Origin of the sequence: Leucobacter sp. CX169 (genome assembly GCF_017161405.1) — a bacterium.
GTDB lineage: Bacteria > Actinomycetota > Actinomycetes > Actinomycetales > Microbacteriaceae > Cx-87.
Window position 1 is genome coordinate 224,281 of record NZ_CP071051.1, and the last position, 18,058, is coordinate 242,338.

At 69.1% G+C, this 18,058-nt stretch carries 15 protein-coding genes; 7 read left to right on the forward strand and 8 right to left on the reverse strand.

What is annotated here, in order from left to right:
- The first annotated feature begins 6 nt into the window (after positions 1-6).
- The 6 genes from JW030_RS00990 (at position 7) to JW030_RS01015 (ending at position 6,916) form a co-directional block, all read left to right on the forward strand.
- Complete coding sequence (locus JW030_RS00990) at positions 7-1,662, forward strand: ABC transporter substrate-binding protein (RefSeq protein WP_188046463.1); 1,656 nt, start codon at positions 7-9, stop codon at positions 1,660-1,662.
- 69 nt (positions 1,663-1,731) lie between these two features.
- The gene (locus JW030_RS00995) at positions 1,732-2,688 is read left to right on the forward strand and encodes an ABC transporter permease (protein WP_188046462.1); all 957 of its coding nucleotides are present in this window, start codon (positions 1,732-1,734) and stop codon (positions 2,686-2,688) included.
- Entirely contained in the window at positions 2,685-3,554 is an 870-nt protein-coding gene (locus JW030_RS01000; RefSeq protein ID WP_188046461.1) for an ABC transporter permease, read from the forward strand. Before JW030_RS00995 ends, JW030_RS01000 begins: the two co-directional genes overlap by 4 nt.
- Positions 3,551-5,167: an ABC transporter ATP-binding protein gene (locus JW030_RS01005; RefSeq protein ID WP_188046460.1), complete on the forward strand. Its 1,617-nt coding sequence runs from the start codon at positions 3,551-3,553 to the stop codon at positions 5,165-5,167. Before JW030_RS01000 ends, JW030_RS01005 begins: the two co-directional genes overlap by 4 nt.
- A gap of 49 nt (positions 5,168-5,216) precedes the next feature.
- A complete protein-coding gene (locus tag JW030_RS01010) occupies positions 5,217-6,461 on the forward strand; it encodes a flavin-dependent oxidoreductase (RefSeq protein ID WP_188046459.1) in 1,245 nt (414 codons plus the stop codon).
- Positions 6,458-6,916 (forward strand): DUF3237 domain-containing protein, encoded by a 459-nt coding sequence (locus tag JW030_RS01015; RefSeq protein ID WP_188046458.1) that lies wholly within the window; start codon positions 6,458-6,460, stop codon positions 6,914-6,916. The genes JW030_RS01010 and JW030_RS01015 overlap by 4 nt, the downstream gene beginning before the upstream one ends.
- Before the next feature lie 23 nt (positions 6,917-6,939).
- Here the strand turns inward: JW030_RS01015 and JW030_RS01020 are convergent, their stop codons facing one another.
- From JW030_RS01020 to JW030_RS01050, 7 genes are all read right to left on the reverse strand, one after another.
- A complete protein-coding gene (locus JW030_RS01020; RefSeq protein ID WP_188046457.1) occupies positions 6,940-7,623 on the reverse strand; it encodes a TetR/AcrR family transcriptional regulator in 684 nt (227 codons plus the stop codon).
- Between the two features lie 45 nt (positions 7,624-7,668).
- The gene (locus JW030_RS01025; RefSeq protein ID WP_188046456.1) at positions 7,669-9,117 is read right to left on the reverse strand and encodes an amidase; all 1,449 of its coding nucleotides are present in this window, start codon (positions 9,115-9,117) and stop codon (positions 7,669-7,671) included.
- A 217-nt stretch (positions 9,118-9,334) separates the two neighbouring features.
- Positions 9,335-12,214, reverse strand: coding sequence for a metallophosphoesterase (locus tag JW030_RS01030; protein ID WP_188046455.1), 2,880 nt, complete (start codon positions 12,212-12,214; stop codon positions 9,335-9,337).
- 61 nt (positions 12,215-12,275) lie between these two features.
- Entirely contained in the window at positions 12,276-13,121 is an 846-nt protein-coding gene (phnE, locus tag JW030_RS01035) for a phosphonate ABC transporter, permease protein PhnE (RefSeq protein ID WP_241095490.1), read from the reverse strand.
- A gap of 10 nt (positions 13,122-13,131) precedes the next feature.
- Entirely contained in the window at positions 13,132-13,941 is an 810-nt protein-coding gene (locus tag JW030_RS01040) for a phosphonate ABC transporter ATP-binding protein (protein ID WP_188046454.1), read from the reverse strand.
- Complete coding sequence (locus tag JW030_RS01045; protein ID WP_241095491.1) at positions 13,941-14,852, reverse strand: phosphate/phosphite/phosphonate ABC transporter substrate-binding protein; 912 nt, start codon at positions 14,850-14,852, stop codon at positions 13,941-13,943. Before JW030_RS01045 ends, JW030_RS01040 begins: the two co-directional genes overlap by 1 nt.
- 66 nt (positions 14,853-14,918) lie before the next feature.
- Positions 14,919-16,058 carry a TIGR03364 family FAD-dependent oxidoreductase gene (locus JW030_RS01050; RefSeq protein WP_188046453.1) on the reverse strand — a complete coding sequence of 380 codons (1,140 nt, stop codon included), beginning with the start codon at positions 16,056-16,058 and terminating at the stop codon, positions 14,919-14,921.
- A 163-nt stretch (positions 16,059-16,221) separates the two neighbouring features.
- Here JW030_RS01050 and JW030_RS01055 point away from each other — a divergent pair, with 163 nt between their 5' ends.
- Positions 16,222-16,995: a GntR family transcriptional regulator gene (locus tag JW030_RS01055; RefSeq protein WP_188046452.1), complete on the forward strand. Its 774-nt coding sequence runs from the start codon at positions 16,222-16,224 to the stop codon at positions 16,993-16,995.
- Positions 16,996-17,120: 125 nt separating this feature from the next.
- Here the strand turns inward: JW030_RS01055 and JW030_RS01060 are convergent, their stop codons facing one another.
- Complete coding sequence (locus JW030_RS01060) at positions 17,121-18,041, reverse strand: DUF4190 domain-containing protein (protein ID WP_188046451.1); 921 nt, start codon at positions 18,039-18,041, stop codon at positions 17,121-17,123.
- Positions 18,042-18,058 lie beyond the last annotated feature (17 nt).

Below are 18,058 nucleotides of genomic sequence, written 5' to 3' on the forward strand. Positions count from 1 at the left end.
AAGAACATGCGAACTATTGCCCAGACCCGCGTCCGTCGCGGGATTACCCTCGTCGCCGGGGCCGCTGTTGCGGCCCTCGCGCTCTCGGCCTGCGCCTCCGGCGGCACGGCTGAAGGCGGTACTGCCGCCCCTGTCGAGTGGGAGCTCACGGCAACGACGCCGGCGCCCTCGGGCGACATCGACTCGATTACCTGGGCGAGCTACGCCGAGCCGTACTCGCTCGACTACGCCTACGCGTTCGACTACGCCGACAACTCGGTGCTCGCGAACGTCTGCGAGTCGCTGCTGCGCCTGAACCCGGATTTCACCCTCACCCCGGGCCTCGCGGAGTCGTTTGAGAACCCCACCCCCACCACCTGGGTGTACAACATCCGCCAGGGCGTTTCGTTCCACGACGGCACCCCGCTGACCGCGGACGACGTGGTCGCCTCGATGAGCCGCATCCTGGACCCCGAGGTGGGTTCGGCGTGGTTCAGTGTCTACCAGAACGTCGCGTCGATCGAGAAGACCGGCGACATGCAGGTGACGGTGACCACCACCATCCCTGACTCGCAGTTCAACCAGGGCCTCGGTGGTTCGGCTGGCGTCATCGAGTCGGCAGCCACCCTGGAGACGCTCGGCGCCGACTACGGCAACTCGACCGGTGGCGTGAACTGCACCGGTCCGTTCCAGTTCGACTCGTGGAAGTCCGGCGAGTCGATCACGCTGAAGAAGTTCGAAGGTTACTGGGACAAGGAACTCGTCGCGAAGTCGGACGAGTTCAAGATCGTCTTCATGAACGACGCCACGGCGCGCATCAACGCGCTGAAGTCGGGCGAGGTTGACGGCTCGTGGATGGTCCCGCTCGACGCAGTTTCGCAGCTGCAAGAGGGCGGCTCGGGAGACATGCTCTTCGGCTTGAACACCGCAGTGTCGAGCTTGATCGTCTCGAACCTGGACGGCCCGCTGGGCGATGTCCGCGTGCGCAAGGCGCTGCTGATGGCGCTTGACCGCGAGGGCATCTCGCAGGCGGCCAACGCTGGTATCGGCGACGTCACTGATGCTCTGACGACGAAATCCGTCTGGGGCCAGTCCGGCGATGCAAACACCGCCGAGGCCTTTGACGGACTCGAGGAGTACCCGTTCGACGTCGAAGCCGCGAAGAAGCTCATTGAAGAGGCGGGTGCAGCTGGTCAGGAGATCACCCTGGTCACCGCGCCGATCTCGCAGGAGTTTGCGGTGGTCTCGCAGGCGGCTGCCGCCGCCGGCAAGGCGATCGGCCTGAACATCAAGATTGAGACGGTCACTCCGAACGCGTACACGGCGCTCTTCTCCGACCCGGATGCGCGCGCCGGCGTCGACCTCTTCTACACGTCCTGGTACCTCTCCAGCCCAGACCCCCTCGAGATGTACGGCGTTCTGCGCACGGGCGAGTTCAGCAACTACGCCAACTGGTCCAACCCGGAGTACGACGCGCTCGTCACCGAGGCAGGCCAGACGATGGACCCGGATGCGCGCGGCGCACTGACCGCGCAGGCCCAGCAGATGGCCAACGCCGAGCTGCCCTGGCTACCGCTCTACGAGATTCCGATGTCGGTCTACATGGGTGAGCGAGTGACGGGCCTGAGCCCCTCGATTGCTCACCTGTACTTCCCGTGGGCTGCCCAGCTGGGCGCTCGCTAAGCACCACCTGTTCGCGTCGGTCGGCGACCTCCTGGCCGCCGACCGACGCATCATTTCGGAGAATTTACGATGACCTACGCGCGACGCATCGCATCCAAGCTTGGTGCACTGCTTCTCACGCTCTTCCTGGCCTCGCTGCTCGTGTTCTTCTCGCGGTTTATGGTTCCCGGCGATCCGGTGAGCTTCCTGCTGCGCGGACGCAAGCCGAGTCCCGAAGCCGTGGCGGCAGTGACCGAACAGTTCGGGCTGAACTTGCCCCCCTGGCAGCAGTACCTCAACTGGATCTTCGGCATCTTCAGGGGCGACTTCGGTCGCTCTCTCCAGTTCCGCCAGGATGTCACCACCGTCATCGGTGACCGGCTCCCCGTGACGCTGACGCTCGTGGTCATGGCCGGGCTGATGATCGCGATCGTCGGTCTCGCCGGCGGCATCATCGCCGCGTTGAATCGCGGCAAGCTCGCGGATCGCGCCATCCTGATCACGATGACCGTGTTGGGGGCGATCCCATCCTTCGTGGGATCGATCGTGCTGATCGCGATCTTCTCCGTGGGGTTGGGGTGGTTCCCCACCTTTGGCTCCGGCGAGGGTTTCTGGGACACGGTGTACCACCTGATCCTGCCCGCCGTCGCTCTCGCGATCGTGTTCGTCGTGCTCGTGGGCAAGGTGACGCGTTCGGCGATGGTCGAGCAGATCGGCCGCGAGCACGTCGAGGTCGCGACGAGCCGAGGCCTGACTCGGGCTTCCGTCGTCCGCCGCCACATCTTCCGCAACTCCCTCGGGCCGATCCTGACCGTCGGCGGCCTGCTGATCGCCGGCCTCCTGGTCGCGAGCACCCTCGTCGAAGCCGCGTTCAGTATTTCCGGGCTCGGCTCGCTGCTCGTGCAGTCGGTCGATCGTCTCGACTTCCCCGTCGTGCAGGCCATCGTGCTGCTGATCGTCGCCGCGTTTGTAATTGTGAACGCCATCGTCGACCTACTCGAACCCTGGATCGACCCCCGAGCCGCCGCTGGAGCTGATGCCCGATGAATGCCACGCTGAACCCCACCTCTGCGGTGCGCGTGATCCGCGCGCCCCGCAAGCCCCGCTCGAACCGACTGTTCTGGGGCAGCGTCATCGTGATGGCGATCATCACCCTCGCAGCGATCTTTGCGCCGTGGGTGGCCCCGTACGACCCCGACGCGGTTGACTTCCTCGCTTTCTATGGGGCACCGAGCCCCGCGCACTGGCTCGGCACGGACGGCCTCGGCCGCGACATTCTCAGCCGGATGATCTTCGGCGCTCGCACCGCCCTCCTGGGCCCGCTGCTTGTCGTGATCTTCTCGACGGTCGTCGGGATCCTGCTCGGACTGCTCGCCGGCTGGCGCGGCGGCTGGATCGATGCGGTGCTGAGCCGCTTCTTCGAGGTCATCTTCGCCTTCCCCGCACTGCTGATCGCCATCATGGCGGTCGCCCTGTTCGGGAAGGGCCTCGTCGCCCCCGTCATCGCGATGAGCATCGCCTACGCGCCGTTCGTGGCGCGGCTGACCCGCTCGCTCATCATGGCGGAGCGGAATCGTCCCTACGTCGCGGCCTACCGCGTGCAGGGCTTCAGCGGTCCGTGGATCGCGCTGCGCCGGGTGCTGCCGAACGTCACGCCCGTCGTCGGCGCGCAGTCCACGCTGAACTTCGGCTACGTGCTCGCCGAGCTCGCCGGCCTCTCGTTCCTGGGTCTCGGTGTGCAAGCGCCGCAGGCCGACTGGGGCGCGATGATCAACGAGGCCCAGACCGGCCTCGTCGGCGGGCACTTTCTGCCGGCCATCGTCCCCGCGGTCGCGGTCGTCATCGTGGTGGTTGCCGTGAACATCATTGGCGAAGAACTTTCGGAACGAATTGGAGGAGGTGTCTCAGCATGACCTTGCTCGACATTTCATCACTCACGCTTGACTTGCCCAATGGGAAGCGCTTGCTGGACGGCATCTCCATTCAGGTGGCGGCCGGCGAGACGATCGGTCTGGTCGGCGAGTCCGGCTCGGGCAAGTCGCTGACCGCCCGCTCGGTGATCGGGCTGCTGCCTCGGGGCGCCCGCATGGGCGGCGGGATCACGATCGACGGCCACGACGTGCTGCGTGCCGACAAGGCCGAACTCCTCGAGGTGCGCCGCACGAGCGCCTCGATGATCTTTCAGGATCCGCGCGCGGGCATCAACCCCATGCGCACGATCGGCGACCACATGACGGAGTCGCTCAGGCTTTGCCTCGGGGTGCCGAAGGCGGAGGCGCGCGGCGTCGCACTCGAGCTGCTGCGGGCCGTTCGCCTGCCGCGCCCGGAGGAGCACCTCGACCAGTTCCCGCACGAGTTCTCGGGCGGCATGTTGCAGCGCGTGATGATCGCGGGGGCGCTCACGAGTTCGCCCAAGCTGCTCATTTGCGACGAGCCCACGACGGCGCTCGACGTGACGACGCAGGCCGAGATTATCGACGTACTCGCAGAGCAGCGCGCCGCGCGGGGCATGGGCATGCTCTTCATTACGCACGACCTGAACCTCGCAGCGTCCATCTGCGACCGGGTGTACGTGATGAAGCAGGGCCAGCTCGAAGAGCAGGGCACCGCCCGCGAGATCTTCCTGCACCCCGCGGCCGAGTACACGAAGAAGCTCATTGAGGCGACCCCGACGGTCGAGGCGCGCGAGGCAGACCCTGCCGATCCCGCCGCAGCTGCCGCAGAGGTTGCGGGGCTGACGGATGTCCCCGAGCCGATGCTCTTCACGCGCGACCTCGCAAAAACGTATTACCCCAAGGGCCGGGACGCGGTCAAGGCCGTCGTCGGCGCCTCGATTGCGATCCCGAAGGGCGGCTCGCTGGGCCTCGTGGGCGAATCCGGTTCGGGCAAGTCGACGCTCGCACGCATGATCGTCGGGCTCGAGCCCGTCGACTCGGGCGAGCTGCGCATCGGCGGCGAAACGCAGGAGCCGCCGCGTAACCGCGCGGAGCGCCTGGCCCGTGCGCGCAGCGTGCAGATGGTCTTCCAGGATCCGTACCTGTCGCTCGACCCCCGGATCGCCGCCGGCCGCGCCATCGAGGACACGCTGCGGCTGCACACGCAGCTCAGCGACTCCGACGCGAAGTCGCGAGTGATCGAGCTGCTCGAATCCGTGGGGCTCTCGGCGGATCATGCCCAGGCGTTGCCGCGCACCCTCTCCGGCGGCCAGCGGCAGCGTGTGGCGATCGCGCGCGCGATCGCCATCGATCCGGCGCTCATCGTGATGGACGAGGCGACGAGCGCGCTCGATGTCTCGGTGCAGGCGCAGGTGCTTGACCTGCTTGCTCGGGTGCGCGAAGAGCGCGGGCTGACCGTGCTGTTCATTAGCCACGACCTCGGGGTGGTGCGCCGGGTGTGTGACGAGACCATCGTGATGCGCCGTGGCGAGATCGTCGAGGGCGGCCCGACTGAGTCGCTGTTGAGTCACCCCAGGCACGAGTACACCCAGCTGCTGATCGATTCCGTCCCGAAGCCCGCCTGGGCATAGCGCCACCGAGTTCCCAGACCGTTCACAGAAGTTACAGGAGTACTCCAGAGTGCGAATCATCATTGCCGGCGCCGGCATCGGCGGCCTCATCACGGCCCTCAGCTTGGAAGCCGCAGGGTTTCGCGACATCGTCATCGCAGAGCGCAGCCGCGAGATTCGCGGTCTCGGGGTCGGCCTGAACCTGCTGCCGCACGCGGTACGCGAGCTCACCGAGCTCGGCATTGCGGACCGGGTGGCCGAGCTCGGAGTTCAGCCGGGCAACCTCGCGTATTACAACCGGCAAGGCCAGGAGATCTGGACCGAGCCGCGCGGGCAGGACGCGGGCTACGAATGGCCGCAGCTCTCGGTGCACCGCGGGCGCCTGCAGGTGTTGTTGCAGGAGATCGTCGCCGAGCGCCTCGGTGACGTCGTGCGGCTGGGCCACCGGCTGGTCGGCTACGCAGACACGGCGGACGGGGTGACCGCCGACTTCGAGCTCGCGGACGGAACCCGCACGCAGCTGTCGGGCGATGTGCTCGTGGCTGCCGACGGCATCCACTCGGCCGCCCGCGCGATCGCCTACCCGGGCGAGGGCGCGCCGCCGTGGAGCGGCCTCACGCTCTGGCGCGGCACCGCTGTGGTTCCGGAGTACCTCGACGGCCGCACCATGGTGATGGTGGGCGACGCCGAGCAGAAGTTCGTGGCCTACCCGCTCGAGGCGCCGGGGGAGCACGGGCGCGTCCGCGTGAACTTCATCGCGGAGAAGCGAGTGCCCGGCAGCGGCGACGCTGACTGGAACCGGGAGATCGATCCGGCCCCGATCGCCGAGCTGTTCGCCGGCTGGACGACCGATTGGCTCGACATCCCCGGTGTCATTGCCGATGCGGAAGAGCTGCTCGAATACCCCATGGTCGACCGCGATGCGATCCCGAGCTGGACCTTCGGGCGCACCGTCTTGCTGGGCGACGCCGCGCATGCGATGTACCCGAACGGGTCGAACGGCGGCTCGCAGGCAATCTTGGACGCGCGCACGCTCGCCTATCAGCTGGCCACCGCCGCGAGCATCGACGAGGCGCTCGCCGCGTACGAGGCGGAGCGGCGCCCGGCGACGGCGCGCCTGCTCGAGCTCACCCGCCAGACGGGGCCGGAGAAGGTCATGCAACTCGCCCGCGAGCGCGCCCCCGAGGGCTTCGCCCACGTGCACGAGGTGATCAGCCGGGAAGAACTGGAATCGATCGCGGCAGAGTACAAGCTCGCGGCGGGATTCCACCCCGATTCGCTGAACGCTCGCTCGTCGCTGACCCCTCGATCATGAGTGCCGCAGCACCGCCCGCCCCGCAGCTCGTGCCCGTGCTCGAGTTGCGGGTGCGGGTCAGCGCCCCCGTCGAGGGCGAGCAGACCGCCCGAGGCCAGCGGCGCGAGACCGCCATCCTGGGCGGGGAACTCGCGGCGCTGGACGGGGCGGCCACGCTCGGGCTCGCTGGGCTTGGCGGCACGGTGCTCCCCGGCGGTGCGGATCAGCAGCTGGTGCGGGCCGACGGCACGATCGAAATCGATGCGCAGTACCTCGTGGAGACGCGCGCGGGCGCGCTGATCGCGGTGCGTGCCCGCGGGATTCGCAGGCCCTCGCCCGACGGCGTGTACTTTCGCGTCGCGCTGAGCTTCTCGAGTGGGGCGGACGAGGTCTCTGCGCTCACCCGCGCGGTCTTCGTCGCGGACGGCGTGCGTGAGGCCGACGAAGTTCGGCACACGGTCTTCCTCGTCGGGTAGAACTGCGGCCCGGGCTCGCGGGGCTACCGCGGCGAGATCGAGTCCAGGATCGCCCCGACGCCGGCGCGGTACACGTCGAGGGTGCTCAGCGCGCGCAAGGCGCTCTGGCGCGCATGCACGCGCGGGAACTGCGCGAGCGCGTGCGCGTCCAACGCGGTGATCCAGGGACGCGGCCCGGTGCCGGCCGGCCCGGGCGTAGCCTCGCCCGCCTCCCCGTCCCGGCCCGCCTCGCGCGCCATTCCGGCGGCGAGGGCCAGGGAGTGCCCGGCGAGCGCGCTGTACGCGGCGATGATTTGGGGTTCGTCAAGGCCAGCCTGCTCGAGCGCCTCGAAGGCAAAGTCGATGGAGGCGAGCTCGCCGATGCCGCGGCCGTCGATGAGCGGGGCGAGCTGCCCGATCGCGGGCGCTTCGAGGAAGACCTCGACGAGGGCGTCGGAGTACTGGGTGAGTCGGGCGCGCCACGACGGCTCGGCGCGATCCACCCGGGCGAGCGCCTCAGTGTAGAGCCGATCGACGCCGGCGCGGAAGAGTTCGTCCTTGTCGCGGAAGTGCCGATACACGGCGGTTGCGTTGACCCCGAGGGCCGAGCCGAGCGTGCGAAAGCTCACCTCGGCCCCCGGTGACCTGCGGGCCTCGGCGAGGAGCGCGTCGACGATGATGTCCCGCGAGAGCCGCGTGCGCGCGGGTGCCGCTTGCGTCGTCGTCATCTCTTCGCTCCTCAAACCGAGTCCAACAGGTGTGCAGTGGTGAGGCTACACGGCCTGCGCGGTGCGCTGCCCGTAGGCGGGGCGCTCAGCCTCGTCCTGGTACCAGGCGCCGCGGCCAGCCTCGAGGGCTGCGCCGACGTCAAACACGATTGCCTCGGCGTAGGGTGCGCCGACCACCTGGACGCCGATCGGCACGTCGTCCGCCGAACGCGCGACCGGGACCGCGAGCACGGGGTTGCGGTTCGCGATGTTAAAGATCGTGGTCGGCGCGACGGACAGGTACTGCTCGAAGTGCGTGCCGTCGATCGTAATGCCGTCCGTGTAGTACTCGTCGGCGAGCAGCGCGGGCACGCCGGCCACGGGGCACACGAGTGCGTCGTACTCGGCGAAGATCTTGGCGATCTCCTCGTGAACTTCGACCTCGCGGGCGAGCCCGCCGAGCACGCCGTGCTTCGCGAACGCCGCGCGGGATCCCTCAATAGCCTGCACCGTGTACGGCTCGAGCATGTGGGCGTTTTCCTCGCCGACGACCGCCTCGATCCAGGGCACGAAAATCGACCCGAAGTGGGTGAGGGCGGTCTCGAGCACGAAGTCGTGGTTGATGGGCACAGTGATCGGGGTGACGGTCGCGCCGGCGGCCTCGAGCCAGGCCTGCGTCGCGGCGACCGCCTCGCGCACGTCCTGCTGTACGCCGTAGTTGCCCACCGTCACGGCGAGCGCGATGCGCTTGCCGGTGAGGTCGCCGTTCGGCACCAGGGTAGGCGGGCAGGGCAGGCTTACCGGGTCGTCGGGGTGCTGGCCCGAGATGACATTTTGTAGGAGTGCGACGTCGGCAACCGTGCGGGCCATCGGGCCGTCGGTGCAGTAGCGATCGAGGTTGGTCGGCGCGGGGGCAGGGTTGCGGCCATACGGCGGCTTGTACCCCACGACCCCGTTAAACGACGCGGGGATGCGGGTGGATCCGCCGATGTCGGAGCCCGTGGCGAGCGGGGCGTAGCCGGCCGCGAGCGAGGCGCCCGAGCCGCCCGAGGACCCGCCGACGGCGAACTTCGGGTTCCAGGGGTTGCGTGTGATGCCCCAGAGCTTGCCGCGGGTGTACCCGGCGATGCAGAACTCAGGAGTGGTCGAGCGCACGAACGGGATGCCGCCAGCCTCGGCGATGCGCGTGATGATCGGGTGCGTCTCCTCCGCGATGTCGTCCGCGAAGAGGGGGCTGCCGTTGGTCTCGGGGTGGCCCTTGATCGACTGCTCTTCCTTCAGCACGACTGGCAGGCCCTCAAGCGGACGCGCGGTGCCGTCGGCGTAGCGCCGATCCGCCTGAGCGAGCGCCTCGTCGATCGGGAGGCGCTCGCCCGTGGTGGCGTTGATCGTCCCCTCGGTGGCGTTGATGTGCGCCAACAGCTCGGCGGCGTAGGCGGAGGGCGTCAGGCTCCCGTCGCGAAAGCGCGCGAGCACCTCGCTCGCCGAAAGGTAGATGTGGGGGGTCGTCGACATTGGTGACTCCTGTTCGTGGGTGCCCGGGCATCGGGTATGGTGCTGAGTCTACGAATCAGTAAGAGGCGTTGTCAACACTGTTCACATAGGGGCGCCTGCCTCGTTCCCGCACCGGCTGTCGTCGGTTCGCGCGGGATTGCCGAGCCTCGCCCGGCGACGCCGAAGGGCGCGCGAGCAATGCTCGACGCGCCCCCTCGGCTGCGGTGCAAATTGCGGGCTAGGAGACCTCGCCCTGCCCCTCGCGTCCCGTTGCCTCGCACCTCATTGCCTCGTTCAGACGAGCCCGCTTGGCGCGGTGCAGGAACAGCAGTCCACCCGCCGCAAGGAGCAACGCCGCGATGGCCGCGATACCGGTGATCTCGGCGCCGGTCGCCGCAAGGCCGTTGCCCTGCGTCCCGGATCCCGAGCCGCTTCCGCCCGCACCAGAATCCCCGCCACCCGGCATCTCTGCCGCGACGACGGTGAGTGGGTGAGACAGCTCCGTGCCATCCGCGCGGGTCACGTACACCCGGTGCTCGCCCGCCGTCACATCGGCAGGAACGGTCACCGTCGCCGAGAGCGCACCCGTGGCGTCCGCCCGGGCGGTGCCCAGCGGGGTCGGGGTCGAGCGCAGCTCGAAGGCGAGCTCCTCGTCGGCGATGAATCCGCTGCCCGCGATGGTGATCTGCTCACCCGCGGTGACGCTCGCCGCGCTCAACACGATCTCGGCAGGGGCTGGCAGCTCAGGGTCAACCGTGGCCTCGGCAGGCAGCGGGACGTCGATGTGACGGATCTCGCTCGTGGCGCCACCCGCGCCGAACGAGTAGGCGGTCACGCGCAGGCGATCCTCGTAGAGCGCTGCGCGCAGGCCGACCGGGTCGGCGCCGCCCACGGCGGTCTCTCCCCAGTCGCCGCTCGGACCGTACATCGTGGTCACCGCGGCGGTGTTCACGAAGGTCGGCGCGAGGGCCTGAGCCGGGTCAAAACGCTGCTCGACGCTCCAGTCGTTAAGCAGGGGCGACCAGTGCGTGTGGCTGGTGAGCAGCGTCACGTGCTGGTTGTCCGCGATGAGCGCCTCGAGGCGTGCCTGGTCGGCCCCAAACTCGTTCTTCGTGAAGTTGATGTAGGTGCCCGAGACCGAGTTCGCGAAGACATGGTGCGAGAACAGCAAGACGGGCATGTTCAGCTCGCGGTAGTGGGCGAGGCGATTGCTCAGCCACCAGAACTGCTCGTCGCTCATCTCTACGAACGGGCCCGATCCGGTCTGCTTCGGGTAGTCGTGGAACTCGCTGCCGATCCAGAGCACGGGCAGCACGCCGTCGATGAGCTCTTCACCCCAGAGGCCGCCCTGGCCGCCCACGTCGCGCATTTCGGTGCGATCCAGGAAGCGGTTGATGTAGTTCGCTGAGCCGCTCGAGCCGTAGAACTCGTGGTTGCCGATCGTCGAGATGCTGGTGCCGTACTCGGCCCCGCCGCCGGTCGCGAACGCGTTCAGGTATGAGTCGTACTGCGCCGTCGTCCCATTGCTCGTGAGGTCGCCGTTCGAGACGATCGCATCAGCCTGGGGCTGCATCGCGCGGAAGCCAGGCAGCACCTGATTCTGCAGCCGGGCGTCGGCGCCCTGCACGTCGCTAAAGACGTCAACGAGCGCGCGCGCCTGGGCGTCCGCGGGCAGCGGCGCGAGCGGGCGAACCACCTGCACGTCGTCGATCATCCAGGATCCTGCCCCCGCCTCGGCAGCGAAGCCAAACTCGAAACGCACCGACGTCGCACCGGCCGGCGTGGTGAACGCGAGCCGCGGCTGGGCGGACTCCTCGCTCTGGGTACCCCACGCGCGCAGCTCAGCGCGCTCGCCCGAGTCGAAGACCGCCGTGACGTGACCGCGCTGGGCGCCGCCGCGACCCCGGTAGTGGCTGTCGAAGCGGAGCTCGAGCGCGTCACCCGCGGTGACCGCGACGGGGGCGGAGGTGAGGGCGCCGTCGAAGGGGGCCTGCGACGCCTCGGCGACCGCAATCGTGCCCGAGGCGCGGGTGAACGCGTGGCGCCGGTCAGTGCCGTAGGCCTCGACGGTCGCTGCGCGGGTGGTGAGTTCCCAGCCGTTCGCCTCCCACTCACTGGGCTGCGCCTCAAAGCCGTCGAACCACACCTGTGGTTCGGTGGTCGTGCCCGCTTGCGGGGCCGAAGTGAGTACCGTGATCTCGATCGACGCCGGCGCGATCCCGGCGCCGCTCAAGTGCAGTGGCACGGTCTCTGCGGGTTGATCGCCCGGGAGCACGACGTCGAACGAGACGGTGCCGTCGGCGGCGGCTACGGGGATCCCGGCGACGGGAGTGCCCGTCGTTGCATCGCCGAGGGTTGCCGCGAGTTGCTGGCCCGCGCGCAACCCGCCGACGCGTACCGTCGTCGTCCCACCAGCGCTGAGCACTGGCTTCCTTGCCGACAGGATCGCCGGGGCGACATCCGCGGGGGTGGTCTCGGAGATCGAAACGTTGTCAATCATCCAGAACCAGTTGTTGCTGCTCTGCAGGTATGACCAACCGAACTGCACGTTCTGCGCACCAGCGGGCACGTCGACGGTGTACCCGGTGGACTCGTTCAACCTCGCCGAGGAGAAGGCCGCGACCTGCACAGGCGCTCCGCCGTCGAATTTGGCGAGCAACGTCGCGGTCTGGGGCGACTGCCCCTGCTTGTAGTGGCTGTCGAAGGCGATGCGCACGGCGCCCGAGCCCACAGTGAGCGGAACCGCGGCGGTCCAGAGCGTCGAGTCGAATGTGCCGCTCGTCGGCCGATTGGTGTCGGACTGCACCACCGCCACGATGCCCTGTGCCCGACCGAACGAGCTGCGATCGCCGCCGCCGCCGAACTGCGCGACGACATCGGCTGTCGTGTGAAAGGTCCAGCCGCCCCAGTCAGGCCGCATCCCGGCGATGTTGCGATGCTCGACAGACCAACCGGCGGGTGCCGCAGTGGCCGAGGTGGAATCGAAGCCCTCCGTCATCGCGGCGGCGGCGGCCGGGCTCGCCGGGGCGATCAATGCGGCGGAGGCGAGCGCGAGGAGCACTCCGGTGGAGAGCGCCGCGGTGCGGCGGCGGTGTGAGTGTGGGGAGAGGTGTGGCATCAGTCTTCGTTCTGTGTCGGGAAAACGGGCGGACAGCGAAAGGATGGGGGCGCGGGCGCGACTACTGCAGGCGCTTTCGGATCCAGGCCGAGGCCTGGTCCACCGCGATGATGAGCACGAGCACGATGAGCAGGTAGGTGAGCATCTCGTCGAACTGGAACGTCTTGATCGCGCGGTTGATCAGCAGCCCGATGCCGCCCGCGCCGACGAGGCCGAGCACGAGCGACGAGCGCACGTTGACGTCGAACCGGTACAGCAGGAGGCCCGTGAGCTGCGGCAGCACGGAGGGGATCGTGGCGTTGGCGACGACTTGCCAGCGGCTGGCGCCTGCGGTCCGCAGGGCCTGCTCGGGGCCAGGATCCACGTCCTCCATCGCTTCGGCCCAGAGCTTGCCCATCACTCCCGTGTTGTGGCAAATGAGCGCGAGCACTCCAGCGAACGGTCCGAGGCCGACGGCGGTGATGAAGATGAGGGCGAACACGATGTCCGGCACCGCGCGGAAGAACGACAGGATTCCGCGAGCCACCTGGTAGACGAAGCGGTTGGGGGTCGTGGTGCGGGCGCCGAGTACGGCGAGCAGGAGCGCGCTCGGGATCGAGACGGTGGTGCCGATGAGGCCGATCCACAGGGTGGTGAGCGCGCCCTGAATGCCGGCGGTGACGACCTCGCCGCTCAGGTCGGGGGGGATCGCCTCGGCAAGGAAATTGAGCATCCCGCGGGCGCCCGTGACGAGCGCCTCGGGGCGAAAGTCCGTGGCCTGGAAGGCGACGGCGTGGAGCACGGCGAGCACCGCGACGATGGTGACCCAGGTTCCCGCTCGCTTCGCCGTCCGGGGGTCGCGGGGGACCGCGAGTGAGCGTGGCGGGATGCTGTGGGCAGTTCGCCCGGGCGCTGAGGTGTGGGTCACGATGGGGTCCTTAGAGGTACAGCGACGCGAGCTCGGCGTCGTCAATTTCGTCGGTGGGGGCGTCGAAGACGAGGCTGCCGCCGCGCAGGCCGATCACGCGATGCGCATACTTCCGAGCGAGCTGCGGCTGGTGCAGCACCGCGGCGACGCCGAGCCCCTCGGTCACGGCGAGCTCGTGCAGCAGCGACATGACGTCGTCGGCGGCGCGCGGGTCGAGCGCAGAGACGGGCTCGTCCGCGAGGATCATGCGCGGGCGCTGACAGAGCGCCCGGGCGATCGCGACGCGCTGCTGCTGGCCGCCCGACAGGCTGCCAGCACGGTCGTGCGCGCGATCGGCGAGGCCGACGCGCTCGAGGCAGGCCATGGCTTCCTCCATCAGCTCGCGCCCGAACAGCGGCGGGATCGAGCGCCACGCGGGAAGCCGTGAGAACCCGCCCGCGCACACGTTCTGGAGGGCGGTGCGCCGGGGTACGAGATGGATCTTCTGGAACACCGTCGCAGCGGTGTGACGGGCCTCGGCCCGCCGGGCCGCGCTGGCCTCGTTCAGGCGGACCCCGGCGATCGTGATGTCGCCGGAGTCCGCCTCGGTGAGTCCGTTCACCGCGCGCAGGGTCGTCGACTTCCCCGAGCCGTTGGCTCCGAGAAAGGCGACGAGTTCGCCGGCGTGCACCCGCATGCTCATGTCGTGCAGCACCGTCCGGTCCCCAAAGCTCTTGGAGATCTGGCGCACGTCGAGCAGGACTTCCCGGGTGTCCGCGCCGCCGGCCTGGGTGGCCGGCGCGGTGGCAGCCGCGTCCCCGCGCGCGATGAGGGCGGCCATTACACGTCTTCCTCGGTGAGGCCCATGGTCTTGGCCAGGTCGAACAGCGGCTGGTAGGTGTCGACGGTCACCGGGATCAGCGGTCCGGCGGGGTCGACGCCGAGGAAGGCGCTGACCTCGGCGACGTCGTCCGCGTCGAGGCTGAGCAGCGCCTCGGCGACGGCGTCCTTGAACTCCTGCGGCAGGTTGCCGCGCACCGTGATCGGGTCGTTCGGAATCTCCTCCGACTTCCAGATCTGGCGGAACGCGCTCGTATCGATCGTGCCCTCGGCCTCGGCCGTGGCGAGCGTCTGCGAGTTGATCTGAGCCGCGTCGACCGTGCCGTTGACGAGCGCCAGCAGCGCTTCGGGGTGGCCCCCGGCGTAGTCCGCGGTCACCTCGTCGGCGATACCGGCGTCGGCGAGCGCCGACATCGGGAGGGCGTCACCCGAGGTCGAGCCGGGGCTGCCGAGCGCGAGCGTGTGTCCTGGCAGGTCCTCAATCGTCTTGATGGGCGAGTCGTTCGGCACCCAAATGCCGCCCGTGTAGGTGGTGGGCTGGCCCTCTGCGTCGCCAAATGAGGCGAGCGGGACGGCGTCTGCGCGCTGGTTCGCGAACACGAAGCCGAGCGGGCCAAACTGCGCGATCTCGAGCGAGTCGTTCTCCATCGCGAGCACCTCTGCGGCGTAGTCCTCGGTGATGATGACCTCGACGGGGCAGTCGAGCTTCTCGGACAGCGCGGTCGCGAGCACCTGGTAGGCCGGTTCGAGGCGCTCCGGATCCTCGTAGGGCAGGATCCCGAAGCGGATCTTGCCGTCGGGGCACGTTGCCGAGGCCGAGCCTGCGGCGGCCGAGTCGGCGGGCGCGCACCCGGCGAGTCCGAGGGCGAGCAGCATCGACGCGGACAGCGCGAAGGTGGTGGACTTGTTCACGATTCTCCTTGGTGTGGTGTGGTGTGGTGTGGTGTGGTGTGGTGTTGAGTAAGAGGGAAAGAGTGGCTAGTGGAGGGGCGAGAGCGCCGCGACGGTGCGGGCGCCGAGCGCGAGCCCGACGGTCATGCCGACGCCCGTGCTGAGCGTGACGACGTGCACTCCCGGAAGCGGTTCGGCTGCCAGCACGTCCTGGGCGTCGCTAGCGGCGTAGACGCCCTGCCAGCGTTCGAGTACCTCGAGCTCCGGGACGCCGAGCAGTCCGGCCGCCTCGTCCAATAGCGCGCGCGTCCACTCCTCGCGGAGGAACGGGGGAGCGCTGTCGAAGTACTCGTGGGTGTCGCCGAGCAGCAGCGTTCCGTCCGGCTGGTGAGTGAACATGACGTTGGCGCCCATGGTGAGCAGTTCCGGGCGCTCTCGCTGGACGACGGCGTGCAGGGCGTCGGCCTCGGGGCCGGCGAACGCCCCGTAGCGCAGCATTGAGGTGCCGGTGACGATCGCGGGCCCGAGCGGCAGGCTCCGCGGGGCCCGCACGCGGGTCATCTGGAGGGCGCACTCGCGCACCCTTCCTGCTTCGGCGACCTCGGGCAGGAGTCGCCCGATGAGGTGCCCAGCGGCGACCACGATGACGTCTGCCTCGATCACGCCGCGGCTGGTCGTGAGGCGGCCGGTGTCGGCCGCGAGCGCCGTCGTCGCGAAGCGGACGTCTCCGCGCTCGTGTGCCTGCACCCAGGACGCGATCCGGGCGACGGTGGTGCGCGGGTTCGCGGTGAGGTCGTTCGGAAGCAGGATCCCGCCGAGGGGCGCGTGTACCGTGCCGGCGGTGCCGAGCAGCTCGCCTGCTTCGGCGGCGGTCACGAGGCGCGAGTCCTGGGTCGTCTCGCGAGCGGCGAGCGCCTCGACAACGGCGAGCTCCTCCGCCGAGCGCGCCACCGCCAGGGTTCCGGAGACGCGTACTTCAAGGGCAGCCCGCTCGGCGAGGCGCAGCCAGATCTCGCGCGCCTCGTCCGCAAGGACGCCGAGCGATCCCGACTGTTCCGAGGTGCAGACGTGGCCGAAGTTGCGAACGCTCGCGGTCACCGCGGCGTGATCCTGCTCGACCACGGTCACCTGATAGCCGGCATCGAGAGCGGCAACGGCGTGGGCGAGGCCGATGATCCCGGCGCCGACAATCGCCATGCGTGGAGCTGAGTTGGATGTGCTGGTCATGGTTCGAGCATGCGGGCCCAAAAGTAGTCATGACAACTTTTCGCGCCGCTGTTTTGCGACCGTACACGCAGCGCCGATTTGGACGCCAGTTGCTCACAAACTGTTCACTTTCGGCCCCCAGAACGAGGGCAAAACCAGTACAGACAACTTGTACGCTGTGGCCATGAACCCGAAGCAGCCGCTGCACGCGCAGCTCTACGACGCGATGTTTCAGCGCATTCGCTCGGGTGCGTGGCGGCCCGGCGACCGTGTGCCGAGCGAGAAGTCGTTGGTCGAGGAGTTCGGGACGTCGCGGGGGCCAGTGCGCCAGGCCCTTGCCTCCCTGCGCGCCGAGGGAATGATTGGCGGCGGCCGCGGCGCCCCGCCCCGGGTGCAGCGCCCGGTGCCCTCTCAATCGTTCGGGAGTTTCCTCTCGTTCACCGAGTGGGCGAACGCGTCGGGGTTCACCCCGGGTCAGCGCGTCATCGAGGCGGCCCGGCGGCCGGCGACCGAGGAGGTCGCGCTGCACCTGGGGGTGCGGCCGGACGACCCGATCATCGAGATCGTGCGGCTGCGCACCCTCGACGGGGCACCCGCGCTGCTCGAGCGATCCGCCTTCCCGCACGAGGTCGGGCTCAGCCTCCTCACCGCCGACCTCGACGCCGGCAGCATTTATCGCCACCTCGCCGAGCGGCAGATCGTGCCGGTACGGGCTCGCCACGTCATCGACGCCGTCGCGGCGCACGCACTCGATGCCGAGTGGCTGCGCGTCGCGCCGGGCTCGCCGCTGCTGCGCGCGCGCCGGGTGTCCTATGACCAGCAAGGCTCGGTGATCGAGTTCGCTGACGACCGCCACCTGCCCCGCATGACCACGTTCGTCATCGAGAACACCGCAACCCACCGCACACCCCTGGTCCGGGAATCAACCGGGCCCACAGCGATCGCTGCTGCGAGCTAACCGGTCGCGGCGACGGGGAAGAGCGTGGGCGACGGGCGCACGCGTCGAGGTAGAGGAAGAAAAAGGGACGGGCCCTCGAGGAGTGTCAATTCACTCCTCGAGGGCCCGTGTGGCAGATGCCTCGCTTAGAGGCAGGTGGCTGCGTCTTCCATCAGTGCCGAGGTGACCTGCTCCTGGAACGCCGTGATGTCAAGGTCCGGATCGTCCAGGATCGCCGCGGGGTCGCGCGTGAGCTTGGCGAGCTTCGAGTACAGCTCGGCGTTCGCGTCGGACGGGGTCGTGGCCGCGAGGCGCTCGTAGGTGTCAGCAACCGCTGCCGGGTCATCGACCGAGAGCGAGGCCGATTCTTCGAGGATGCCGCAGAAGTCGGTGGCCGAAGGGACGTCGCTCGTGTCGGGGGCAGGGGTCTCGGTGATCTCCGAAGAGGTGTCGCCGAGCTGGCTCTCAAGCTGCTTCTCGAACTCGTCCTGGGCAGACCCGGCCGCAGCGGCGCCAGCGATCAGGGCGATGACCAAGAAGATGCCGGCGATGATCTGGCCGGCGAGGGCGACGTAGCCGATGATCGTGCCGGCGAGGGCGAGGCCGCGGCCGCGAGTCCCGTCGCGCTTGATCTGCTTGAGCGCGATGTGGCCGCAGATGATGCCGACGAGGCTGACGAAGAACGAGCCGACCAGCGAGACGATCGCGAGGGTGTTCATGGGGGCCTGCGCGCCGGGCTGCTGAGCTGCACCGTAGGGCGCGCCGGGAGCGACGGGCGGCACGGGCGCGCCGTAGGCCGGGGCCTCGGGTGCGCCGGGGTAGGCCGGGGCAGCCGGATCTGCGGCCGGGAAGGCCTGGGTCGCGGCGTTCGGGTCAACCGGGGGCAGCACCTGCGTCTCGGCGGGGGTGAAGGGCTCGGCTGCGGGAGCGATGGGCTCCGATGCCAGCGGCGTCGACTCGGGGAGCTCGCTTGCCGGGGGAAGCTGCGTCGGCTGCGGGGCGGCTGCGGAAGTCTCGTCAGGGGTGATGGGGTTCTCGGGCGTGGGGGGCTGTTCCGGATTCGACATAAACGTCTCTCGCTTCA

Bases quoted from the DNA above. Each gene is read 5' to 3' on its own strand.
- JW030_RS01030 (WP_188046455.1), bottom strand. From the start codon at position 12,214: ATGCCACACCTCTCCCCACACTCACACCGCCGCCGCACCGCGGCGCTC.
- JW030_RS01055 (WP_188046452.1), top strand. From the start codon at position 16,222: ATGAACCCGAAGCAGCCGCTGCACGCGCAGCTCTACGACGCGATGTTT.
- JW030_RS00990 (WP_188046463.1), top strand. From the start codon at position 7: ATGCGAACTATTGCCCAGACCCGCGTCCGTCGCGGGATTACCCTCGTC.
- JW030_RS01040 (WP_188046454.1), bottom strand. From the start codon at position 13,941: ATGGCCGCCCTCATCGCGCGCGGGGACGCGGCTGCCACCGCGCCGGCC.
- JW030_RS01020 (WP_188046457.1), bottom strand. From the start codon at position 7,623: ATGACGACGACGCAAGCGGCACCCGCGCGCACGCGGCTCTCGCGGGAC.
- JW030_RS01000 (WP_188046461.1), top strand. From the start codon at position 2,685: ATGAATGCCACGCTGAACCCCACCTCTGCGGTGCGCGTGATCCGCGCG.
- JW030_RS01015 (WP_188046458.1), top strand. From the start codon at position 6,458: ATGAGTGCCGCAGCACCGCCCGCCCCGCAGCTCGTGCCCGTGCTCGAG.
- JW030_RS01025 (WP_188046456.1), bottom strand. From the start codon at position 9,117: ATGTCGACGACCCCCCACATCTACCTTTCGGCGAGCGAGGTGCTCGCG.
- JW030_RS01060 (WP_188046451.1), bottom strand. From the start codon at position 18,041: ATGTCGAATCCGGAACAGCCCCCCACGCCCGAGAACCCCATCACCCCT.
- JW030_RS01050 (WP_188046453.1), bottom strand. From the start codon at position 16,058: ATGACCAGCACATCCAACTCAGCTCCACGCATGGCGATTGTCGGCGCC.
- JW030_RS00995 (WP_188046462.1), top strand. From the start codon at position 1,732: ATGACCTACGCGCGACGCATCGCATCCAAGCTTGGTGCACTGCTTCTC.
- JW030_RS01005 (WP_188046460.1), top strand. From the start codon at position 3,551: ATGACCTTGCTCGACATTTCATCACTCACGCTTGACTTGCCCAATGGG.